Here is a 20,771-nt window from a genome sequence, read left to right as displayed (position 1 = left end):
TTGTGAACGCTCCTACTCGTGTCGGGGACGCGTACCGCGGTCTCAGGCCTGCTGGGCGCGGAAGATCAGGGAGGAGTGGCCGACCCTGATCACGTCTCCGTCCGCCAACTGCCAAGTCTGCACCGGGGTGCCGTTCACCGTGGTGCCATTCGTGGAACCGAGGTCGGCCAACATCGCGCTCTGACCGTCCCAGGTGATCTCGATGTGCTTGCGGGACACCCCGGTGTCGGGCAGTCGGAACTGACCCTCCTGGCCGCGGCCGATGACGTTAGAGCCCTGCTGCAGCGTGTACGAGCGGTTCGAACCGTCGTCGAGGTGCAGCGTGGCGGTCATCGCACCGCGCGGGCCGCCCTGCGGGTAGCCACCGGGAGCGCTCTGCGGGTAGGCACCGCCCGGCTGCTGGCCGTAGCCGCCCTGGTCCGGGAAGCCGCCCGACTGCGGGTAGGCGCCACCGGGCTGCTGGCCGTAGCCGCCCTGGTCGTAGCCCGGCTGCTGGCCGCCATAACCGCCCTGGTCGTAACCAGCGGCGGGCTGCTGCTGGCCGTAACCCTGGTCATAACCCGGCTGCTGGCCGTAGCCCTGGTCGTAACCAGCGGGCTGGCCGTAACCGCCCTGGTCGTAACCCGGCTGCTGGCCGTAGCCGCCCTGGTCGTAGCCCGGCTGCTGGCCGCCATAACCGCCCTGGTCGTAACCAGCGGCGGGCTGCTGCTGGCCGTAACCCTGGTCATAACCGGGCTGCTGGCCGTAGCCGCCCTGGTCGTAGCCCGGCTGCTGGCCGTAGCCCTGGTCGTAACCGGCGGGCTGGCCGTAGCCGCCCTGGTCGTAACCAGCGGCGGGCTGCTGCTGGCCGTAACCCTGGTCATAGCCCGGCTGCTGGCCGTAGCCGCCCTGGTCGTAGCCGCCGGCAGCGGGGGGCTGCTGGCCGTAGTTGGGGTCCTGGCCTTGGCCGTAACCCTGGTCGTAGCCGTACTGCCCCTGCTGGTTGTACGGATCTCCCTGGGGGTAGTGGCCTGGTGGCTGGCTCATGGGTCGGTCTCCTGCGGTACGCGGTTGTGCCGGCCGTCGAGTCACGTCGGGGTCGACGGTCGAACTGATTCGAAACTGTCCCGTGTGCAGCGTCTCAGAGCGCTCCAGGGAGACTACGACGTCACCATATGTGTCCCACCCCTGCTCGGTGAGATGCTCCTGAACGCAGTCGGCGAGGAGGTCGGTGACCCGGTCCTCGTCGTCGGTGAGCCGATCGTGATCGGACGGGCTCAGTTGCACAACGTAGTGGTTGCACGCGAGCAGTCGACCCCCGGCGAGCTCCCGGACCTGCAGCTCGGCTTCCCGCTGCAGCGCCTGGGCGACCTCCTGGGGTACGACCTTCCCGCCGAAAACGCGCGCGAAGCCATTGCCGACGATGCCTTCGAGTCGGCGCTCAAAGCGCTGCACGAGGCCCACGGCAAATCCCTTCCACGCGTACGACTTCCGGTACCCATCGTATCTGGGTCAACGGGCCGAGACACCGCCCTGTTCCCAACAAGCCAGACCCCCCAGTGAAGTCCCTCTTCATGCCGTGCTAATCTACTTTCGCCAACAGGGCAGCAGGGAAGCGAAAGCGACCCCGGTGCCAACGGTCGGAAGTAAGCAGTGTAAGCTTCCAGCCAAGCCACGGGCGAGTGGCGGAATGGCAGACGCGCACGGTTCAGGTCCGTGTGTCCGAAAGGACGTGAGGGTTCAACTCCCTCCTCGCCCACTCGGAAGGCCCCCCGGCTCATGCTTCGCCGGGGGGCCTTCCTTATATGTCTATACGGGGGCCGAGCCCCCGTAGGCCCCCACGGTGCGGTGGCCACCTTTTATCTGGCCCCTCACCAGGGGGAGCGTTCCCGGCCTGGGTTCTGAACCAGCAGTTCGCTTCGCATCTCTGCTTCTTCTTGGCTGTATCTGGCCTGCCTTGGGGTTTCGGCGTCTTTGAGGTCGTCCTAGTTCTTGGGGGCTGAGGATTTCTGGTTTGGGTTTCTGGGTGTTGACCTGGAGTTTTCGGGTTTTGGGGTTCCTCTTCTTTGGGTTTTTGGTTGTGTCTGTTTTGGGGGTTTTCTTGGGTTTTCGGGTGTGAGGTTCGTCTTTTCGTTGTGGGCGTGGGGTTCGTCATGTTCTGGGTGGGTTGGTTCAGCGGACAGCGAACGGTGAGGTGGGTCGGGGGTTCGGTGTGGGGATCGCCACTCCGGTTCGGTTTTGGGGCTTCTTCGGTCGAGGTGGGGTTGGTCGGGGGGTCTGGAACCTAGGGTGATCGGTGGTTCGTCCGGGTTTTCGCTTGTGGGGTGGATGTCTTGGTTGAGGCCGTGGTGGTCGCCGCTGTGGTGTGCAGCGGGTTGGTGGCCGGGTTGTTCGCTGCGTTCGGGTACGCCGTGATGCCCGGGTTGCGGGACGTGGAGGACTCGGCGTTCGTCGCTGCGATGCAGCGGATCAACTCGGCGATCTTGAACTGGGTGTTCCTGTCCTTGTTCCTCGGCGGGCTGGCGCTGGGCGGGGTGGCCACCGGGTTGTTGTGGTTCCGGGGGGATGCCGGGTTCGAGTGGGCGGCCGGCGGGTTCGTGCTGTACCTGGTGATGTTCGGGATCACCGCGGGGGTGAACGTGCCGTTGAACAACGCGTTGGAAGCTGGTGGGGCGGACGTTGCCGCGCTGCGTCGGGGGTTCGAGGCGAAGTGGGTCCGGTGGAACCTGGTTCGGGCCTTCGCCAGCACTGCTTCTTTCTTGTGCTGGGCGCTCGCGCTGCTCTTCGGTTCGCAGTAGTCGATGGGAGGAGTGGGCGTGGAGTTGGACGAGGTTGCCGAGTTCGCTGCTCGGGTTCATCGGGGGCAGGTCGACAAGGCTGGGCGGCCTTATGTCGAGCACCTCTCCGCCGTAGCTGCTGGGGTTCGGGAGCGAGGTGGCAGCGATGCTCAGATCGCTGCGGCCTGGTTGCACGACTCCGTCGAGGACGGGGCGGTGACCGAGGAATGGCTGCGGGAGGCCGCGCTTCCGGCTGAGACCAAGGAGATCGTGCTCGCCGTGACCAAGCGGGCTGGTGAAGATCCGGCCGAGTACGCCGCGCGGATCTTGGCGACGCCTGGGGCTGTTCTGGTCAAGGAAGCTGATCTGGCGCACAACTCCGATCCGGGGCGGTTGGCCGTTCTGGATGCCGAGACCAGGGAGCGGCTCGAGCGGAAGTACGCGCGGATGCGGGCACTCCTCGGAATCGGATGATCGTCGCGGGCTTGGCGAAAACGATCGACTGTGCTGGGCTTGGGGCCAGCGGGTGACATCGGAGCGGCCCGGCGTCCGATATCCGCTCCACGGGAGGCGAGATGGCGGGCAACAGTCGGGATCCCGGTAGATCGGTCACGGCGCGGGCGCTCAGCGTGCTCACCGCCTTCGACGTCGACAACGTCCGGCTGACCCTGACCGACATCTCGCGGCGGGCGGAGATTCCGCTGGCCACCGCCCACCGGCTGGTCCGCGAGCTCGAGATCTGGGGCGCGTTGCAGCGCGACGGCGACGGCCGGTACTCGATCGGCCTGCGGTTGTGGGAGATCGGGCTGCTTGCGCCGGTGAACAGCCGACTCCGCGAGATCGCCCTGCCGCACATGCAGGAGCTGTGCCAGAACACCCATGACAACGTCCACCTCGCGGTGCGTGCCGGGATGGAAGTCGTCTACGTCGAGAAGCTCACGACGCCTCGCGCGGTGCCGATCATCTCGCGCAGCGGTGGGCGGTTGCCGTTGCACTCGACGGGAGTCGGCAAGGTGCTGCTCGCACACGCGCCGACCACCGTGGTCCACGAGTGCTGCGAGCGCGGTTTGACCCGCTACACCGCCTACACCATCACCGAACCCGGCCGGTTGGGGCGCGAACTGCAGAGCGTGCGCAACCGGGGATTCGCGCAGGCCAACGAGGAGATGACGCTCGGGAACTGCTCGGTCGCCGTGCCGGTGCAGGACGCGAGCGGAGCGGTCGTCGCTGCGCTCGGCGTGGTGGCGCACAGCGTTCGGGCCGACGTCGGCAAGCTCGTCAAATCCCTCCTGCCCGCCGCGGAGGGGATCCGGCAGCGACTGGTGGAGATGGAACGAACCGAGCTCGATCTGCTGTCCAGATAGCGTGCGACCTGCAATGATTCGGTGCATTGCGGGCTGCTGCAGCAGTCGATCATGGCGGGCGTCGTACCGCCATCACCTGAATGGCCGCATCGCTGGGCTGAAGTCCAGATGTCATTCATCGACCAGTCACCGACCGATGTCCGCCGCCGGTCGCAGCGACCCCGATTGATCAGCGCAGAACCCGCCTCGAGCTGTTTTAGTCGTGCAGTGGCCACGTCGTCGGTGGCCGGGAACCGCAAGCGCAGTTCATGAGGGAGGCGGAACGCCGTGACCGGAATGCCGGGACGTGCCTGGACCGAGGACGAGGTCCGAGCCTGCTCGACGACGCAACTTCGGTCCCCGCTCGGACCGGTCGCTTCCATGGGCCGGCTCGCCCAGCGAGCGGTGGACATCCTCGGATGGGCGGGCAGCGTGCTGCCGCCGGCGAAGCTCTACGGGCGGCAGATCATCGCGACGGCCGAACTGGTCCCCGATGCGCACGCCGAACGGCTCTGCTTCGGCAGCGGACCGGTGCTGGACCGCGCCGAGATCGCCACCTGGGTGTGGCCCGAGATGGACGGCCGGGTGCCCCCGCCGGCCGCGGAGATCTCCGGGGTGCTCGCCCCGGCTCGGCACTGGCGCAGCGCGTTGACCGCCGCAGTGCCGTTCTCCCGGTTCGCCAGTGCGGCGATCGTGGTGCCGCGCAACGTCGCGGTCGCCCCGGACTTCGCCGAGACCTGCCTGATCCGGGCCCGCCAGTTCGGCATCGCGGTGCTCAGCGCGGACGGCGACGACGTCCAGGTCGAGCTGGAAGGTCGCTGCTTGGCCGACGCCCCGCCCGTGGAGCACACCGCCGTCTCGCGCTGGGTGAACGAGGTCATCTACGAGCAGCTCCTGGCCACCGAAGCCCCGGCGCCCTCCCGGAGCTGAGAATCGGTCTTCCTGCGGCTGGTTCGCGTGGCGGTGCCAGTGTCGTGGGTGGGCTAAGCGGCTGCGCCGCTTCAAAGACAAAGAACAAAACAGGAGCTAACCCCTGGGGACGCAGTTCCAGCCGCCCGCGCCGAACCATTCCGGCTGGAACTGCGCATTCTTCACCCGCCACTGTTCGGGTGGAGCGAACGGCCTGTTCGCGTCGCTAGATGAGGTGAACAGGCCGTCCGCTCCACAGCTCGGACGAGTTGTCCACAGCCTGTGGCCAGTTGTCCACAGGCTGTGTTGAATCGGTACAGATGTGGTGGGGTGGCCTACGTTGGACGGCATGCGAATCGTGATTGCCGGAGCCCACGGGAAGATCGCTCGACACCTGAGCCGCGGCCTGGTCGAGCGCGGTGATTCGGTGCTCGGGTTGATCCGCAACCCGGACCACGCCGCCGACCTGCGGGCCGACGGGGTGGAGCCGGTGGTGGCCGATCTCGAGCACGTCGACCCGGTCGACCTGGCCGGTTCGCTGTCCGGTGTGGACGCCGCGGTGTTCGCCGCCGGCGCAGGTCCGGGCAGCGGCGCGGAGCGCAAGGACACCGTCGACCGAGCAGCGTCGGCGCTGCTGGCCGATGCCTGCCAGGAGGCCGGAGTTCGCCGGTTCTTGCAGGTCAGCGCGATGGGCACGACGGAGCCGAATCCGTCCGACGTGGACCCGGTCTTCGGCGCGTACCTGGACGCCAAGCGGGCGGCAGAGGCGGATCTGCGCGCTCGTCCGCTGGACTGGACGATCCTGCGTCCGGGCCGGTTGACCGACGATCCGCCGACCGGCCGGGTGACGCTGGGTGCCGAGGTCGCCCGCGCCGAGGTGACGCGGGCCGACGTCGCGGCGGTGCTCATCGCACTGCTGGACGAACCCGCCTCCGTCGAGCGGGAACTGGCGGTGGTCAACGGCCCGACTCCGATCCCCGAGGCCCTCCGCCAGGCCCTGGGCTGATGCGAGTTCGGTGGAAATCGGACATCTGATTTCCACCGAACTCGCGATCTGCCTGTGGATAAGTGGCCGAGTTATCCACAGGGCCCGAGGACTCGGTCCAGGTAGTCGTTGCGGAAGACGCCGGTGGGGTCCAGCTCGGAGCGCAGCCGGCGGAAGTCGTCGAAGCGCGGGTAGCGCGCGCGCAGCGCGGCGGCGTCGAGCTGGTGCATCTTGCCCCAGTGCGGTCGACCGCCCGCTGCGCCGACGATCGACTCGAAGGCGTTGAACCACTGGTCGCGCGGCATGCCCTGGAACTGGTGGATCGCGATGTAGGCGGTCGGCCGCTGGTAGGCGGTGGACAGCCAGATGTCGTCGGGCGCCGCGACGCGCACCTCGACCGGGAACATCACCGGATCGTCCAGACCGCGTGCGGTGGACTGCATCTCGCGCAGCACGTCCTGCAAAGACTCCTGCGGGATGGCGTACTCGGATTCCACGAACCGGACGCTGCGCGTCGTGGTGAAGACGCGGTGGGACTGGTCGCTGTAGGAGCGGGCGGACCAGGTCGAGGCGCAGATCCGGTTGAGCGGCCGCACCAGCGAAGGCACCGCGCGGCCGAGCTTGCAGACCGCGCCGAACAGCTGGTTCTCCAGCAGCTCGTACTCCAGGAAGTGCCGGAACGGGGGCAGCGGTTTCGCCGGTCCGTCCTGCCGGTTGTTCCGCTTGACCAGCGTGTTCGAGCTGTGCGGGAACCAGTAGAACTCGACGTGGTCGTTGTCGGCGGCCAGCTGGTCGAAGCGTTCCAGCACGTCGTCCAGCGGCGCCGGACGTTCCTCCGCGGCGAGGGTGAACGCCGGTACGCACCGCAGCGTCACCGAGGTGATCACGCCGAGGGCGCCGAGTCCGACCCGCGCGGCGGCGAACAGCTCCGCGTTTTCCGTTGCGGAGCAACGCCGTTCGGTGCCGTCGGCGAGCAGCAGTTCGAGCGCTTCGACCTGGGTGGCGAGTCCGCCGAGCCCGGCGCCGGTGCCGTGGGTGCCGGTGGAGATGGCGCCGGAGATCGTCTGCTGGTCGATGTCGCCGAGGTTGGCCATCGCCAGGCCGAGGCCGTCGAGCTCGGCGTTCAGCTGGTGCAGCGGTGTGCCGGCGCGGACGGTGACCAGCCCGGTGTCCGGTTCCGCCTGCAGGATTCCGGTCCAGAGCGAGAGGTCCAGCGCCCAGCCGGTGTCCGGTGAGCCGATGCTGGAGAACGAGTGCCCGGTGCCCAGCGGGCGGACGGTTCGGCCGTCCTTCGCCGCATCGCGGATCGCAGCCGCTGCTTCAGCGGTGTCGCGCGGCGCGAGGACGTTGCTCGGCGTTCCGGTTGCGGTGCGGGCCCAATTGGTCCAACGCTGCATGCCCAACCCTCCTTCGGGTGCATGGCCCGAGAAATTATGTGAGAGAGATTCACATAACAAGACCTTTCGGCTTACGGTTGTCGGCGTGTCCCGGTTAGACGAGATCACCAGCGAGCTCGACCCGCCGTTCGCGGTGGTCGACCTCGACGCGTTCGACCACAACGCCGCAGATCTGGTGCGGCGAGCGGCCGGACGGCCGATCCGCGTGGCCACGAAGTCGGTGCGCTGCCGCGAGTTGCTCGGCCGCGTGCTGCGAAAGCCCGGGTTCGCCGGGCTGATGAGCTATAGCCTCGCCGAAGCCCTTTGGCTGCAACGAGAAGGGGTCAGCGACGACATCCTGGTCGCCTATCCGACCGTGGATCGCGGCGCATTGCGGGAGCTCACTGCCGATCCGGCTGCTGCCGAAGCGATCACGCTCGTGGTGGATTCGCCCGAGCACCTGGACTTCATCGACGCCGCAGTGGGTTCCACCCGCCCGGACATCCGGCTTTGCCTGGAGGTCGACGCCTCCTGGCGTCCGCTGCCCGGACTGCACATCGGCACCCGCCGCTCCCCGGTGCACACCGCCGACCAAGCAAGTCAGGCTGCGAGACACATCGTGCGCCGCAAGGGTTTTCAGCTGGTCGGCGTGATGGTTTACGAAGGTCAGATCGCCGGAGTCGGCGATGCCCCGGCCGGACATCCGCTGCGCGGCGCCGCAGTGCGCTGGCTCCAGCGACGGTCCGCCGCCGAACTCGCCGAGCGCCGCAGTGCGGTGGTGCGGGCTGTGCGCGCGTTGGCACCGCTGGAATTCGTCAACGGCGGTGGGACCGGGAGCCTCGAGCGCACTTCCGCGGAACCGGTGGTCACCGAAGTTGCCGCCGGTTCCGGGCTGATCGGCCCCACGCTCTTCGACGCCTACCGCTCCTTCCAGCCGCGACCCGCGGTGCAGTACGCGCTGCCGGTCGTGCACCGGCCCGCACCGCGCATCGCGACCCTGTTCGGCGGCGGCTACCCGGCCTCCGGCCCGCCCGGTGCGGACCGGATCCCGGTGCCGAGCCGACCGCGCGGCCTGAAGCTGACCTCGACGGAGGGCGCTGGAGAGGTGCAGACGCCCGTCGTCGGGTCAGCCGCGGACCGGCTCCGGCTCGGCGACCGGGTGTGGTTCCGGCACGCCAAGGCCGGTGAGCTCGCCGAGCGGTTCACCCACTACCACCTGGTCGACGGCCAGCGGCTGACCACGGTGCCGACCTACCGCGGTGAGGGCAGGTCCTTCGGCTGAAAGCCTGTTGGCGGTTGCGTTGCTTGCGTGGTCTCTTGGCGGAACCTGAGAGGCCCCTGTCCACTACACGGCGGAGGGGCCGTCCTCGCCAGGAAACCGCTCAGAACCCGCCGGTGGTTGCCCTGCGTAGGTGGTCCAAGCGGCCCGCCGCTTCCACAAGCGCGGACGGCATGCGCCGACAGGATTTAACCCCCCGGGATCCGGTTGGACAGGTAGCCGCGGAGCATCTCCTTGGCCTCGGAGACCAGCGTCGGGTCGCCCGCCGGGTCGCGCCGGAACGCCATGCGCAGCACGGCGTCGGCGGCCTCCACCGCGACCGTCAGCGGAAGCAGGAGCTCCTGCGGATCGAGATCGAACTCCTCGGCGATCAACCCGATCAGCTTCTCCGCGATGACGGCGTTGTTGTCCTTGCCCGGGTCCAGCAGATGCAGGTCGACCACGTCGCCGAAGTGCAGCCGGCTGAACGCCGGGGCCTCGCGGTGCATGGTCAGGTAGATGTCGAAGATCGCGTCCACCGCGTCCCACCAGTGCGCCAGCTCCAGCTGGTCGAACCGTGCCGACACGGTGCGCACGAAGCGGTCCAGGTTGCGCAGCGTCAGCTCCTGCACGACCGCGCGCTTGTCCGGGAAGAACTGGTAGAGCGAACCGACCGCGACCCCGGCCCGTTCGGCGATGAGCGTGGTCGTTAACCCGTCGTAGCCCACCTCGTCGATCAGCTCAGCGCAGGCGGCGAGCATCTTCTCCACGCGTTGTGCACTGCGCTGCTGTACCGGCTTGCGGCGCAGTGGGGCGACTTCGGCAGGCAAGGCTACTCCTTGATCATGTGCACTGACCATCTTGCCGACCACGACCGTGATTCCCCTTCAGGGAAGCCCTGGGAGAGGTGCCGAGTTCGACCCGGCGGCCTGGTTCACCGGCGATTTCCGAGGGATGACCCCCGATGTCGGTGTTGTCTCAAGTTTCCCGGCCGGTGGGCAGTAGTGCGCTCCGGACATGCCGAAGACGGTATCAATCGAACGGGTGATTCCCGGTGCGACGACTTGACCAATTGGGTTGCTTGGTCGTTGCCCCGGTAACGACCAAGCAGCTGACCTGGAGATCCTCCGCGTTACACGAACTAGGTATGCATTGAGTCATGTTGTCAGCGCGCGCGGTCACTATCTAGGGTGATCGGGTCGTCATTCGCCGTGACAGAAAGGTCATCGTGGGTCACTGCGCGGCTGTCTCTCGTCCTCCCGTCGTTCGACGTGCTGTGCTTTCCCGGTGGACACCGATCTGGGGGAGTGCGCTGTCCGGCGGCGCCCCTGTCGCGGGTACCCGTGCCTGTTCCGCTGCCCCGCGCGCGACGCGCACCGCAGCACCGTGACCGCGCGGTTGACCGCAGAGCTGGCCGCCCGACCGGACCGGGCGAGCGCGGCCGAGGACGACGACGCACCGGCGCTCCGGCATCCGCTGACCCCTTTCGCGGCGAACGCGCTGCTGACCGAAGGCGGCTACGGGCTGCGCGTCGAGCGCGCCTCGTCCGGCCAGCTGCGGCTCACCGGCATCGGCAGCGGAGTTCCCCTCGGCGGTGAACCGGATTGGGCTGATCTGTACCGCGCGCTGGTCCGATTGCGCCGCACCCGCGAGGTCTTCGACGCGAGCTGGCTCCAGCGGTTGACCCGTTCTCTGGTTGCCGCACCTGATCCCGGACACCGCACCAAGGTTCCGGTGGACCGGATCGAGCTGCTGCCGGGTGCCGACGCCGAGCTGGCCGCGAACCTGCTGACCGCGGTGACCGAACCTGACCTCACTGTTCCGCTGCCCGGCGAGCAGATCAGCGTCGCCAGCCGGGCGCGCACCGTGCAGCTTCGGCCGGTCGCCTCCCGCGAGCGCGCGCAACGGCAACTCCGCTGCTGGGAACTGTTTTCGGCGGTCGTGGAGGAAGACTCGAACCTGCGCATGCACTGCGCGACCCAACCGGTTCACGGTGCCGTGGTCGACACCGACACGGACACCGCGGCGTTGCTCCGCTTGGCCGAGCCCGAGCCCGCGCACCCGTCCCACCCCGGCGGCACCATCGCCGTACCGCTGTCCGCGCTGCTGCGGCAGGGCGCCGAGGGAACGCCGGAACTGCTGCGCGTGGTGCTGGACAACCGATTCGAATGGCGGGAGGACGAGCTCAAGTACTTCCTGGAGCACTTCGTCCGCCCGCTGCTGCGCACGTTCCGGGTGGCGCTCGACGTCCACGGAATCGGGCTGTTCGCGCTGGACGAGACTGGGCTGGCCGTCGAGCTCTCCCCGGAACTGCAGGCCACCGGCCGGATCGTGATCACCAACCAGGAGCGGGTGAGCTGGGAGCCGAGCCGCGCCGAGGTCGCCACCGGGGTCCGCGCGCTGGTCGGCACGCTCGACCGGCTCAGCACCGGTTTCTCCGAGCTCGACGGCGGTCGCCGGTCCGGGCAGATCCGGCACGCGGTGGACCGGGTGATCGCCGAGGAACTTCGCTACCTCGACCCGAGCACCGCCGAGCTGCTCTCCGGCGAGCAACCGCTGCAGTGCTACGCCCACACCGTGCCGGAAGCGCAGGACGCGGTGCTGCGATCGGTGCTCGACGAGGTCCAGCAGCGCACCCGGCGGCGCCGGTGGAACCCCGAGGTCGCGAAACCCGCGGTCGCCATCGACATCGATCTGTGCGGACTCGTTCCGCTGCAACGGATCCTCGACGCCGCCCGCGCGACTTCCGGCCCGAGACCTGGCGCATCGGAGGGCATCCTCGAACTCGCCAGCGCGGGGACTCTCCCGGTCCTGCCAACGCATGCCCCGGAGACCTGGGACGACTTCGTCGCGCAGAGCGGATTGGGCGAGCGCTACCCGGCGGTGGATTGGGCCGCGGTGCGAGCCGATTTCGTCCGCGCGTTCATGGCGCGTCCGCGCGAGCGGCTGCGGACCGACAGCGTCAACGCAGGTCTGGCCCGGTTCGTGTGGGACGTGCAGGACGCCGGTGGCCGCGTGGTGTTCTACACCCGGCGCAAGGAGCGGTTCCGCGAGCAGACCGAAGAAGTCCTGGCCGCGGCCGGGATCGCTGAGGTCACCTTGCTCTGCCTCGGTGATGACGCGAGCTGCGACCCGAAGCTGCGCGAGCTCGGCGACGTCGACGTGGTCGCGGTCTTCGACGACACGAAGGCCGATCGGGCGAAGATCATTGCGAAATTCGGTGGTGTGCGGTCGATCGCGGTGGAGATCCCCGGATTCGCCGCCGAACGCCGGGTGCACCAGGACGAGGTGATCGCCACCTTCGAAACCCGCCCGCGCCCCGACGAGCGCATCGGCCCGCGCCTGTCCAACACGCATTCCCTGGAAGAGCTGCAGATCGGCGCGCTGCGCAAGAACCGCTTGGCGCAGCGCTGGGCCGTGCACCTCACCGCGCAGGAAACCCAGGACATCGTGAACTCGATGCTCGCCGACGTCGACCGTGCGGCGACGCGCACCGGGCGCGGCGCAGCGGCGAAGTTCGGGCTCGACCAGCCGGGGTCTGCGGACTGCGAGCAGGTGCTCGGTGCGGTGCACCACGTGCTGACCCGCAAGCAGTTCTTCAAGGGATCCCGGTCGAACTACCAGCTCGCCGACCTGCGCGCGGACGTTGAGCCGCTGGTGCGGCGCGGCGAGCCGATCGAGGTGGTGCTGCTCGGATTCCCGGTCAAGCAGTGCCTGAACCGGCTCAAGGCGGGTGGCCCGCTGCCCGACCTGGCCGAGCTCGGCGCGATGGCCCGGCTGCGCGAGATGCAGCGGGCGATCAGCGCGGTGCACCCGCCCGGCCTGCACTTCAACATCCTCACCGACGGTCGGCACTTCCGGAGCCGCCCGGCCGCGATCACCGATGCTTACCAGCGCAAACTGCGCGAGTACGTGGACCTGGTCGGCATCGGCGACCGCACCGTCGTCGAGGACATCGACGTGGTCGCGGAGCAGCGTCTCGGCCCCGGGCTACCGGCGCAGCGCGCGGAGCGGATCGCGAAGTACCGGCGGTTGCTCGGCGAATCGCTGCGCGAGTTCGACATCACCGACAACCCGCTGCGGACGCTGGAGCGGGTGCACCGGTGGACCGCCGGCGCCGACGACTTCGCGCCGCACGTCATCGGGCTGTTCCGGGAAATCCTGATGTCGATGGTGTACTCGGTCCCGGTCTCGGTGCCGACCGGCGTCGACCGGCTGGAGTGGTCGACCGCGATCTACGCCGACGTCTACAACCTCGGCGACCAGACCGTGTCCGCCGAAGTGCGCCAAGCGCGTTGCGCGGTGCTGCGCCGGGCGTGGCACACCGTCATCCGCTACATGGCGACGATGCAGGTGGACGAGGAGTTCGGCTACGAGCGGATGTTCCCGAACCGGGTCCGCCTGACCCTCAGCGCGGTGCGCAAGGGCTGCCTCGGCTTCACCTACCTCGGCGGCTCAGGACTGCTGCCGTGGCAGGGCACCGGAGTCCTGGACCCGCGCGGCCACGTGGCGGTGGACTTCGCGATCTCCTTGCTGGACCAGGGATTCGTCCCGGTCTACTCGCCGCTGTTGGGCCCCCGCCAACCCTGGGCGATGGTCCCGGCCGACCGCACGACTCCGGCGGAACGCCCCCACGTCCCAACGCCCCGCGGCGCATCCCCCCAACCAGGCCTCCACCTGGACGACCACTTCACGGCAAAGGCCGGACTCCGCCGCAAGTAACCAGCCCGCCGTGCAATCGGCGAAGCCGCTTTCGGTGGTACACCGCACTGCGAAGCTTGGCTGGTATTGGACGGGAAGAGTCGCATGCGCCGTCAGGCGCATAGCCCACCCTCGACGCTTGCACCGCCGCGGGTTCTCAGACTGTGCCCGCCCGCCTTGGGCTCTTGGCGAGGTCAGCCCGTTTGCCGTGTATTGGCATACATAAAAACGGGCTCCCGCAGTCCAGGCGGCGTCTGAGGTTCCGCTACTGGCACCGCTACGCAAAATGAGCCTGGAACCCACGAAGAAAAGGAAAGAGCCCTGGGCTCGGTCGGGGAATCGAGCGCCAGGGCCTTTCCATCCTCGCCTCGGAGCCGTCCGGGGAAACGGGTACCGCGGCAGTTGGACTCCGCGGACCAGTACCGGTCGGGGAGGGGAGTGCGTCAGCACCAGCCCGCGGAAGCTTTGTGGAGTTTTTATCGGTGGCGGCCGATGCTCGATGGTCGAGGTCGGGGATACGCGACCAGTCGCGCATCGACCGCCACCAGGCGGTTTCTCAGTGGTCCCGGGTCGGGGAGGGGGTACTGCGTCCGGGACCGAGTCCGCCGGCTTTACGGCACCGGCGCCACCGGGCGCAGAGCGTGCGCCGGTCGCTGGTGCCGTGCGGGACGGGGAGACAAAGCGCCTGCCACCAGGTGCTCATAAGCCGAGCGCCACACCGAGCACGGTGCTTTCTGCGGGCGCCAACGGCTCGAGCACTCCGGGCAGTTGCCCTTCTCATCGGCTTCGTGAGCGGTGAGGAGCGTCCGCCATCCCTCAGTGAGTCGGGGGAGTTCGGAACGCGCTACGGAGAGCAGGGAGGTGGCGTCGGCGCGGTCCGCGAGCTCGCTCAACATGTCGAGCCGTTCGCGGACTGCGTTGCGCAGCACCTGCCCCAGAATCTCGTCCACTGAAAGGTCACCGTCACTTTCTCGCCTGCATCGCGGCATCCCGCAACGCTGTTGACAACTGGCGCACGCCCACGGTGCTGAGCACCGCTGCGTGGCCAGGTGGTCCGACGAGCTCAACCTCATCCCGGTTGACCAGTACGGCCAGGTTGCGATGCGTGTTGGTCACATCGCGACAGTCCACCTGCCACCAACGACGGCGTTCGGCCGGTGCCGGAGCGGATTCGGCCGCTCGGCCGATCCGGGATTCCTGCGCCTGTCCGTCCACCGTGGTTGCCGTCCCGTCCGTACTCGGTTGCTTGCTGATGACTACATTGGGCCCAGTCGGCCGGGTTCGCCTAGTCGTTGGGCGGTGACCGGCCCAATGGCGACGACGAGCGGTCGGCGGACTTCAGCGCAACCGATCACCTCTACCGAAACGGACTTCTCCGGGTTGCCGCAGTGCCCTTACTCTGCGACCAACGCCCGTGCAGAGCGTCAGGGGGTCTAAATGAACATCATCGGTTCTAGCGGCTCTCCCGTTACACCCGACGTTTGGAACGATCGGGAGATGCGGGATGCCCTGGCCCGGCGGGACATCAGCGAGATCTACAAGCTACTGCGTCGACGCGGTGTCTCGCAGCGCCAGATCGCGGCCTCGACGGGCCAGTCGCAATCCGAGGTGTCCGAGATTCTCAAGGGCCGGCAGGTCATGGCTTACGACGTGCTGGCCAGGATCGCCGACGGGCTGGGTATCCCGCGGGGCTTCATGGGCCTCGCCTACGACGGGGCGACCGCGATGCGGGTCGCTAGTGCGGCCAACGCCCTCGAAGCTGAGGAGGACGAATCGGTGAAGCGGCGGAAGTTCTTGTCCCACGCCGCCCAGGTGACCATGGGTGCGGCGGTGTTCGGGGAGGCCAGCGGTTGGCTTCCGGCGAACGCCCAGACGCCGGCGCCGTCCAGGATCGGCATGACCGACGTGCAGCAGATCCAGGCCGCCACCAAGGCCCTGCGCGATCTCGACTACCGCTACGGCGGCGGCACCTGCCGGGACGCCGTGGTGGCCCAGCTGTCCTGGGCGCAGCAGCTGCTCGACTCGGCCTCCACCGACATCGTGCGCAAGCAGTTGTTCGTGGCGCTGGCCGACATGCACAGCCTGGCCGGGTGGACGTCGTTCGACGTGGGGTTGCTCGACCCGGCGCGTGGGCACTTCGGCAAGGCGCTGGAGTTCGCGAAGCAGGCCGATGACCACGGGTTGCTGGCCAGCGTGCTGTACCGGATGGGTCGGGTTTACCTGCACCACCAGGAGCCCAACGAGGCGTTGAAGCTGTTCCAGCTCGGCCAGATCGCCGCGCAGGAATCCGGTTCGGCGTTGACCGTCGCGGTGCTGTGCGCGAACGAAGCCTGGGCCTACGGCATGCTCAACAAGCCCGACCAGGTGCAGAAGATGGTGGGCCGCACGAAGGACGAGTTCGCGCGGGCGCAGTCCAGCGAGGCGCCGGACTGGGTGCGGTTCTTCGGCGAGAACGACCTGCACGGCATGATCGGTTCCGCGCACGACGCGCTGGCCGTGTTCGACCCGAAGAAGCACGCGCCGATCGCCGTCGGCGAGACCATCAAGTGCAACGAGGCCTACGGCGCGGACATGCAGCGCACGCACGTCTTCGGGCTCAGCCTGCAGGCCACCAACCACTTCCGGGCCGGTGACGTTCAGGAGGGCATCAAGGTCGGGCGCCGCGCGCTGCAGCACGGTGAGCGGGTCAAGTCCGCCCGCGTCTCCGACCGGCTCAAGCCCCTGGAGCTGGAAGCCGCCAAGCACCGCGCGAACTCCGATGCCCGCGATCTGTTCGACGAGGTCCGGAAGTTCCGGCAGGCGTGAGCCGGCTGCTGGTTCGATCGGACCGGTGCGTCGTTGAGAACGATGAGCATGCAGACATACCAGGTAGAGGGCCAGGAAGTCCCGCTCGAGCTGGGCTTGGCGCTGGCCGAGATCTGCGCTTCCGTCGGACTGGATCCGCGGGGTGCGCGGCTGATCCGATTCATCAACAACGGGGTTTTCCTGCTCCGCGACGATCCCGTCATCGTCCGCGTGGTGCTGTCCCCGTCGTTCGGTTACCGAGCTTTCAACGCAGTGGAGGCCGCGCGCTGGCTGGCCGTGCACGGGATTCCCGCGGTGCGGTTGCTGCCCGGTTTCGAGCAGCCGGTCCAGGTGGGGGAGCACCTGGCGACGCTCTGGCAGTACGTGCCGGAGTTGGGACCGGTGCCCGACGGGGCTGACCTCGGCGAACTGCTGCGGTTGATGCACTCCAAACCGCTGTCCCCGACCTTTCGCGACTGGCAGCCGATGGCCGACATCCGGCGTCGGCTGACCGATGCCGTGGACATCGACCCGGGCGACCGGTACTTCCTCGAGCAGCGCTGCGACCACGTCGAAGTGCGTTTGGCCGAGCTGCGGTTCCCGTTGCCGCAGTGCGTGATCCACGCGGATGCGCACCTGGGCAACGTGGTCGGTGGGCCGGACGGTCCGCTGCTGTGCGACCTGGACTCGTTGTGCATCGGCCCGCCGGAGTGGGACCTGACGCCGTTGGCGGTCGGTCGTCTGCGGATGGGGCACCCGCCGTCGTGGTACGAGGACTTGGCCGCTGCGTACGGCTTCGACATCACGGAGTGGGAAGGCTTCCCGGTGCTGCGGGAGCTGCGTGAACTGAAGATCACGACCGGGGTGCTGCCGATCGTGCGCAGCAATCCGGGACTGCGCGAGCAGCTGCACCGGCGGTTGCGCACGATGCGCGACGGGGATCTGGCTGCGCAATGGGCTCCGTACAGCTGACGTGCACCCAAATGGGCGATCTTGAATCCGATCGCCGCGCTTGTTTGGTGATTCTTGGTGACGACACTGACCCGAAGGGGTAAACCATACTGGGTAACTGATCCGTCAGGGCGTTGCTACTGGATGGGCTGTCGATGATGGTCGCGGAGTTCATGCTGGGGAAGGTCTTCCCACACTGGCACCGGACGCGCGCGTTGCGCTCCGCGCAGGTGCTCGATGACGTCGTGGACTCCCAGGTCGCGTCGCTGCCGCTGCTGCCGCCCGATCTCCGCCGGCGCCAAGCCGACCACCTCGCCGAACTGGTGCTGCTCGCCCAGAACCACCGGCACTACGCCAAAGGGTGGATCACCTGTCGCGAGCTCGAACGGCGCAGTCGCGCCGCGCTGCTCCGACTGGAGGAACCCGGTGGTCTCGGGGTCGGTGCAACTCACCGACGGTGAATGACCGCTCGGCGACCGGCGCGTCATCGCTGACGTGCGGCTGAATCCAGCTGCCGAGCAACCGCTTTCGCTGCAGATTCGACGACCGGTGCCGACGGGTTCGGTCGGGCCGAACTGCTCGTTCTCCCCGGTCAGGCCTGGTTTTCGCACGGCGGAGCTGATTCCGCCCTGCGGATGAGCCGGTCCGACCGGTCAACTACGCCACGTGTTCGGGCGTGGTGATCTAACCGCGTCCTCTCTCGACCTTGTTTCACCGCAGTCGATTTCTCTTCGGGCTCCGGCGCATTCGCTCGTCGGCGGCCGGAAAAACCTTGATGGGAGATGGTTTTGTGCCGTCCGGACGAAATCCCCGGGTTGACCGACGTGCTGTTTCGGTCCTACTGCGCGACTGCTCCGCAGGACGAGATCAGCCTGGGGGATCTGGTGGGCGGCGACTTCGCCGGTGACGTGCTGGACCTGAAGCGGCTCATCGCCGACCCACCGGAGGGCTGGACGGCGCGGGACCACCTCGCCGAGTTCGTGGTCCGCCCGTTGCTGATCACCTTTCGTGGGTTGCTGGCCAGGGGTTTCCTGCCGGTGGGCGAGATCGGCGTGGAACTCGGCGCGGAGTCGTCGGCCACCGGTCGGATCGTGGTCGAGGACGTTCGCCCGGCGACCGCTTCGTCGGTGCCGGCGACGATCGCTGCGTTGGACGGGCGGTTGGACGAGCTGGCGTCGGCCGGGGTGCTGGTCACCGGTGATGAGCGGTACCGGATCCGGGATGCTTTCGACGTGGTCATCGCGCAGGAACTGCGGAACCTGTCGGCGGAAACTGCGCTGGCCTTGGCTGGTGACCACCCGTGGCGGAGGTTCGTGCACGTTGTGGACGCGGGTCAGGACGAAGTGCTGCGTCAGGTCGTCCGGCTGGTCCGGGAGCGCAGCGCTCGGTGCCGTCGGGAGAGCGGCGTGCCGCGTCCGCTGGTCGCCATCGACCTCGATTTCTGCGCGCTGCAACCGGAACAGCGGGTCCGCGAGGCGTTGCGTCGCGTTGGTGAAGCGCACGGCATCGCGGAGTTCGTCGATTCTGCGCGGCTCGACGTGCTGCCCGGGCTGTACCAGGCGTGCTGGCCGTCCTTCGTGGAGCGGAACGGCCTGCGTGATCGGGATGCGCTGTACGGCGAGTACCGCCGGAGCATCGCGTGGGACGGGGAGTCGCTGCAGACCGATGACCTCGCTCCGGGGATCCGGCGGTACGTGCGGGATTTGGAGCAGGCGGGTGCGCGGGTCATCTGGTTGACCGGTCGTCGACACCGCGTGCGGGCTGCGACTGAGAAGTTCTTGGCTGCTCGCGGTCTCGGGCATCTCGACCTGTGCACGTCCGATCCGGATCGCAGCGTCGCGGAGCAGAAGGTGGCTGCGCTGCGCGAATTCCACGGGTACGAGCTGTTCGCCGCGTTCGACGACTCGGCCGCCAACCGCACCGCGCTCGGTTCCGCATTCCCCGGCGCTCTGGTGGTTCCGGTCAGTTCACAGCTGTTCACATCGGACGGAGCCGCTGGTGGCATCGCGACTTTCGAGTCCCTGCCGACCCCGGTTCCGCTCGGCCGCGGCCATTCCGGCGAGGCGCAGCTGTCGCACGTGACTTCGCTCAGCAAGTTGCGGGTGGGAGAGCTGAGCACGCGCCCCACGGTCTGGGCGCAGGGTGTGGAGCTGACCGTCGAGGAGCAGGCGCGGATCGTCGAATCGCTGGTGACGGACGCGGTGACCAGCGGTCGACGGCTCGGCGGGGAGATCGCGTCCGAGGCCGATCCAGTGCGGGCGGTGTGGCAGGTGATCACCGCGAAGCCGTTCGGCGCGTCCCGTTCGGCGTACCCGCTGGCGGCGGCGGAGCGGGATCTGCGCGGTTCGATCGAGGTGGGCGAGCCGATCCGGTTCGTCGTGGTGGGACCGTCGCTGAAGCAGGACGGCTCCCGGCTCAAAGCCCTCGGCGGCCTGCCTGACCTGGCAGAACTCGCGATGCTGGTCCGGCTGCGGCAGCTGGACGAGGCGGTCCGGCAGGTGCATCCGCCGGGCGTCCGCGTCCGGGCGCTCACCGACGCCAGCCACTTCAGGTTCCGCGAACCCCAGCGCTGCGCGGACTACCACGAGGAGTTCGCCCGCCAGGTGGCTTCGGTCGGCGCGACGGACCTGGTGGCGGTCGAGGACTTCGACGACGCAGCCAACGCCCACCCGAACTGCGGCAACCGAACCCAACGCCCGCAACTCCTGGAAGCGCACTGCGAGCGTTACGAATCCGCTTTCGCGGGCCTGGACATCCGCCGCAACCCGCGCGCGGTGCTGGCCGAGGCAGCGACCCTTGATCCGGCGCGCCCCGGCCAACCCCGCTTCGCGGACCTGTTCTGCTCAGTCCTGCACGCGGTGGACATCCCGTGCCACGGCGGAGATCCCCTCGCCTGGTCGCAGCAGATCTACGCAGACCCCTTCAACCTGACCCGCGATGTCCCGGCCGAGATCCGCCACGCCCGCCGCGACCTGCTGCTCGCGGCCTGGCACGAAACGATCACCTACCTGGCGAACAAGCACGTGGACGCCGACCTCGGCTACGAAGTCCTCTGGCAGAACGACGTCCGCATGAGCCTCTCGATCCGCCCAACCCCAGGCCGACTCCGCTTCGTCCCGCTAGGCGGTTCAGGAGTAATGCCCTGGCACGGCACAGCAGCCCTCAACCCCCACCACGAAGTAGCAGTCGACTACGCGATCTCCCTGGTAGACCAAGGCTTCCGCCCCCTCTACGCCCCACGAACCCCAACCCGCGACGGCTTCCGCCAACCCTGGCTGATGACCCCACCCCACCTCCTCGACAGCTCAGGCCACCCAACCGAAGCCCTCATGTCGAGGATCCGCCTCCGCGCCAAATAATGCAGCGCCCCGCGGTCGGGGGAGGACCGCGGGGCGCGCGTGCGGGCAGGCACAGGGAGGGGAACGTCTGCCCGCGGTCTGGATCTGCGTTGGGAGAGTGCGGGATTCGCTGTGTTCTGTGCCGTGCGCGGGAGCGTCAGGTTTGGAGGCGGGCGAGGGTTTCAGGGGATATGTGGTGCCGCCCGGTGGCCTCGCCTTGCCGTTGCCTCTCGGCCTCGACCTCGTCGATCAACTGCCACACGCTCAACGCCCCATCACCAGCACCACCGTGCTGCGCCCGCGCCGGCCGAACGAACAACAAGCTCGCGATCAACACGTTCACGAGCACGAGCGTGGTCACCTGAAGCCA

General features: G+C 68.3%; 17 protein-coding genes and 1 tRNA gene. 12 read left to right on the top strand and 6 right to left on the bottom strand.

The genetic code is table 11. The features are described 5' to 3' along the window. Nucleotides 1–42: 42 nt before the first annotated feature. On the bottom strand, nt 43–1,443 hold the full coding sequence (locus ACWCO2_RS30670; protein WP_450131273.1) for an FhaA domain-containing protein: 1,401 nt from the start codon (nt 1,441–1,443) through the stop codon (nt 43–45). A 212-nt stretch (nt 1,444–1,655) separates the two neighbouring features. Between ACWCO2_RS30670 and ACWCO2_RS30665 the strand changes: the two genes are divergently transcribed. The 6 genes from ACWCO2_RS30665 to ACWCO2_RS30640 all read left to right on the top strand — a co-directional run bounded on the left by ACWCO2_RS30665 (nt 1,656) and on the right by ACWCO2_RS30640 (nt 6,014). After that, nucleotides 1,656–1,738 (top strand) — tRNA-Leu (locus ACWCO2_RS30665). Nucleotides 1,739–2,303: 565 nt separating this feature from the next. Beyond that, nucleotides 2,304–2,777: an anthrone oxygenase family protein gene (locus ACWCO2_RS30660; RefSeq protein ID WP_450131272.1), complete on the top strand. Its 474-nt coding sequence runs from the start codon at nt 2,304–2,306 to the stop codon at nt 2,775–2,777. An 18-nt stretch (nt 2,778–2,795) separates the two neighbouring features. Continuing rightward, nucleotides 2,796–3,230: an HD domain-containing protein gene (locus ACWCO2_RS30655; protein WP_450131271.1), complete on the top strand. Its 435-nt coding sequence runs from the start codon at nt 2,796–2,798 to the stop codon at nt 3,228–3,230. A gap of 101 nt (nt 3,231–3,331) precedes the next feature. After that, nucleotides 3,332–4,120: an IclR family transcriptional regulator gene (locus ACWCO2_RS30650; protein WP_450131270.1), complete on the top strand. Its 789-nt coding sequence runs from the start codon at nt 3,332–3,334 to the stop codon at nt 4,118–4,120. 276 nt (nt 4,121–4,396) lie between these two features. Continuing rightward, on the top strand, nt 4,397–5,029 hold the full coding sequence (locus ACWCO2_RS30645) for a hypothetical protein (RefSeq protein WP_450131293.1): 633 nt from the start codon (nt 4,397–4,399) through the stop codon (nt 5,027–5,029). A gap of 328 nt (nt 5,030–5,357) precedes the next feature. Continuing rightward, a complete protein-coding gene (locus ACWCO2_RS30640) occupies nt 5,358–6,014 on the top strand; it encodes an SDR family oxidoreductase (protein WP_450131269.1) in 657 nt (218 codons plus the stop codon). 71 nt (nt 6,015–6,085) lie between these two features. Here ACWCO2_RS30640 and ACWCO2_RS30635 read toward each other — a convergent pair whose 3' ends face one another. Next, a complete protein-coding gene (locus ACWCO2_RS30635) occupies nt 6,086–7,390 on the bottom strand; it encodes a D-arabinono-1,4-lactone oxidase (RefSeq protein ID WP_450131268.1) in 1,305 nt (434 codons plus the stop codon). 85 nt (nt 7,391–7,475) lie between these two features. Between ACWCO2_RS30635 and ACWCO2_RS30630 the strand changes: the two genes are divergently transcribed. Further along, complete coding sequence (locus tag ACWCO2_RS30630) at nt 7,476–8,651, top strand: amino acid deaminase/aldolase (protein WP_450131267.1); 1,176 nt, start codon at nt 7,476–7,478, stop codon at nt 8,649–8,651. A 185-nt stretch (nt 8,652–8,836) separates the two neighbouring features. Here the strand turns inward: ACWCO2_RS30630 and ACWCO2_RS30625 are convergent, their stop codons facing one another. Continuing rightward, nucleotides 8,837–9,487 carry a TetR/AcrR family transcriptional regulator gene (locus ACWCO2_RS30625; RefSeq protein ID WP_450131266.1) on the bottom strand — a complete coding sequence of 217 codons (651 nt, stop codon included), beginning with the start codon at nt 9,485–9,487 and terminating at the stop codon, nt 8,837–8,839. A gap of 526 nt (nt 9,488–10,013) precedes the next feature. Here ACWCO2_RS30625 and ACWCO2_RS30620 point away from each other — a divergent pair. Next, entirely contained in the window at nt 10,014–13,349 is a 3,336-nt protein-coding gene (locus ACWCO2_RS30620; protein WP_450131265.1) for an L-tyrosine/L-tryptophan isonitrile synthase family protein, read from the top strand. 590 nt (nt 13,350–13,939) lie between these two features. Here ACWCO2_RS30620 and ACWCO2_RS30615 read toward each other — a convergent pair. Both ACWCO2_RS30615 and ACWCO2_RS30610 read right to left on the bottom strand, forming a co-directional pair. Then, a complete protein-coding gene (locus tag ACWCO2_RS30615; protein WP_270951993.1) occupies nt 13,940–14,278 on the bottom strand; it encodes a hypothetical protein in 339 nt (112 codons plus the stop codon). Between the two features lie 13 nt (nt 14,279–14,291). After that, nucleotides 14,292–14,543 carry a hypothetical protein gene (locus ACWCO2_RS30610; protein WP_450131264.1) on the bottom strand — a complete coding sequence of 84 codons (252 nt, stop codon included), beginning with the start codon at nt 14,541–14,543 and terminating at the stop codon, nt 14,292–14,294. A 282-nt stretch (nt 14,544–14,825) separates the two neighbouring features. Here ACWCO2_RS30610 and ACWCO2_RS30605 point away from each other — a divergent pair, with 282 nt between their 5' ends. From ACWCO2_RS30605 to ACWCO2_RS30590, 4 genes are all read left to right on the top strand, one after another. Next, nucleotides 14,826–16,133 carry a helix-turn-helix domain-containing protein gene (locus ACWCO2_RS30605; protein ID WP_450131263.1) on the top strand — a complete coding sequence of 436 codons (1,308 nt, stop codon included), beginning with the start codon at nt 14,826–14,828 and terminating at the stop codon, nt 16,131–16,133. Nucleotides 16,134–16,175: 42 nt separating this feature from the next. Continuing rightward, nucleotides 16,176–17,084 (top strand): phosphotransferase enzyme family protein, encoded by a 909-nt coding sequence (locus ACWCO2_RS30600; RefSeq protein WP_450131262.1) that lies wholly within the window; start codon nt 16,176–16,178, stop codon nt 17,082–17,084. Between the two features lie 134 nt (nt 17,085–17,218). Further along, a complete protein-coding gene (locus ACWCO2_RS30595) occupies nt 17,219–17,524 on the top strand; it encodes a hypothetical protein (RefSeq protein WP_450131261.1) in 306 nt (101 codons plus the stop codon). Nucleotides 17,525–17,887: 363 nt separating this feature from the next. After that, nucleotides 17,888–20,422: an L-tyrosine/L-tryptophan isonitrile synthase family protein gene (locus ACWCO2_RS30590; protein WP_450131292.1), complete on the top strand. Its 2,535-nt coding sequence runs from the start codon at nt 17,888–17,890 to the stop codon at nt 20,420–20,422. Between the two features lie 136 nt (nt 20,423–20,558). Here ACWCO2_RS30590 and ACWCO2_RS30585 read toward each other — a convergent pair. Continuing rightward, nucleotides 20,559–20,771: hypothetical protein (locus ACWCO2_RS30585; protein ID WP_450131260.1), on the bottom strand; the 213-nt coding region annotated here is incomplete at its 5' end.

The organism is Saccharopolyspora sp. NPDC002376, assembly GCF_053593195.1.
The sequence above is the reverse complement of the archived record's forward strand: the minus strand, read 5'-3'. Positions and strand labels throughout refer to the sequence as shown.

Bases quoted from the DNA above. Each gene is read 5' to 3' on its own strand.
- ACWCO2_RS30650 (WP_450131270.1), top strand. From the start codon at position 3,332: ATGGCGGGCAACAGTCGGGATCCCGGTAGATCGGTCACGGCGCGGGCG.
- ACWCO2_RS30600 (WP_450131262.1), top strand. From the start codon at position 16,176: ATGAGCATGCAGACATACCAGGTAGAGGGCCAGGAAGTCCCGCTCGAG.
- ACWCO2_RS30635 (WP_450131268.1), bottom strand. From the start codon at position 7,390: ATGCAGCGTTGGACCAATTGGGCCCGCACCGCAACCGGAACGCCGAGC.
- ACWCO2_RS30625 (WP_450131266.1), bottom strand. From the start codon at position 9,487: ATGGTCAGTGCACATGATCAAGGAGTAGCCTTGCCTGCCGAAGTCGCC.
- ACWCO2_RS30595 (WP_450131261.1), top strand. From the start codon at position 17,219: ATGATGGTCGCGGAGTTCATGCTGGGGAAGGTCTTCCCACACTGGCAC.
- ACWCO2_RS30605 (WP_450131263.1), top strand. From the start codon at position 14,826: ATGCGGGATGCCCTGGCCCGGCGGGACATCAGCGAGATCTACAAGCTA.
- ACWCO2_RS30640 (WP_450131269.1), top strand. From the start codon at position 5,358: ATGCGAATCGTGATTGCCGGAGCCCACGGGAAGATCGCTCGACACCTG.
- ACWCO2_RS30645 (WP_450131293.1), top strand. From the start codon at position 4,397: ATGCCGGGACGTGCCTGGACCGAGGACGAGGTCCGAGCCTGCTCGACG.